At 38.5% G+C, this 1,089-nt stretch carries 1 protein-coding gene; it reads left to right on the forward strand.

Going from position 1 to position 1,089, the window contains the following annotated elements; all coding sequences use genetic code 11:
* Positions 1–592 (forward strand): hypothetical protein (locus FYJ26_RS10900; RefSeq protein ID WP_195837868.1); only part of this gene is annotated, 592 nt, incomplete at its 5' end.
* Between the last annotated feature and the right edge of the window lie 497 nt (positions 593–1,089).

Raw genomic sequence — 1,089 nt, forward strand, 5'->3', positions numbered from 1 at the left:
TAATAAATTGGGAAATAATGAGTATGCGTTAGAACTACTGGATATTGTAAGAGCGTCAAATTCTGAATATAATGGGCTAAGATTGCTATCGGTTCAGCTCCCCATTTATAAAGGTATCGGTAATTTCAAGGACGCGCTTTCTATCTATGAAAAGTATTCCATAGCGTATGATTCTATTAATTTGAAGAAATTTGAATATCTGACTCAAACCATTCAAGCACGAAACAAAATAGAAATTCAAGCCCAAAAAGAAGCCGAAAGGAACACCCGAATTATATGGAGCTGTATCGGTGGATTGGTAATATTGGTTTTGCTTGTAGGAGTTCTTTTGCTCACGGTCCGCAATAAGCAATCAGAGAAAGCATTGGCCATACAAATAGCCAGAAACAAGGAAGCTGAAAATGCCCAATTGAAGACGGAACAAGAAAGGTTGGCTCTTGAAGCGGAAAATCTTGCTCATCGAGTCTATACCCTTGAAGAAGAGTGCCGTTCTTTCAAAGAATTGATGGCGACTTCCGTGGAATTACCTGAAGAAGTTCAGAAGGCTATTCAAGTTAGAATTGTGATGCTTAACTCTCTATTGGCAGGATAAATCACATCAAATGAGCAATACGAAAAGCCGTATGATGTATGGGTAAGGGAACTTACCGAAAATACGGACGCGTTTATGAACTCCAACCGGTTGGCATTTCAGGCATCACATCCCCGATTCATCCAATATTTTGAGGAACATGGCTTGACAGAGGATGAGATCAATTATGTATGCCTATATGCGATAGGACTCCGTGGCAAGGAAGTAGGAAACTACATGAAGAAACCGGGTCATGTAAACATAAGCAGCGCCATTCGCAAGAAACTCGGTATAGACAAACATGAAACGAATATCGGCATCTACGTGCGCAAACTGCTGAAAAGTCTATAATGACTTAAATTTCATCAAACAATTGTCATAATATTTTACAATATATATCCTTGAAGTAGGTGTCATCATATATTATGATGACATCAACATACCTATACCTAAGCAAGTTTAAATCCCAAAATAATCGTTGGCTAATGCAATCATACACTTTTGGGTATGGCACAAAA

Source organism: Anaerococcus porci, from assembly GCF_009696575.1.
GTDB classification, from domain to species: domain Bacteria; phylum Bacillota; class Clostridia; order Tissierellales; family Peptoniphilaceae; genus Anaerococcus; species Anaerococcus porci.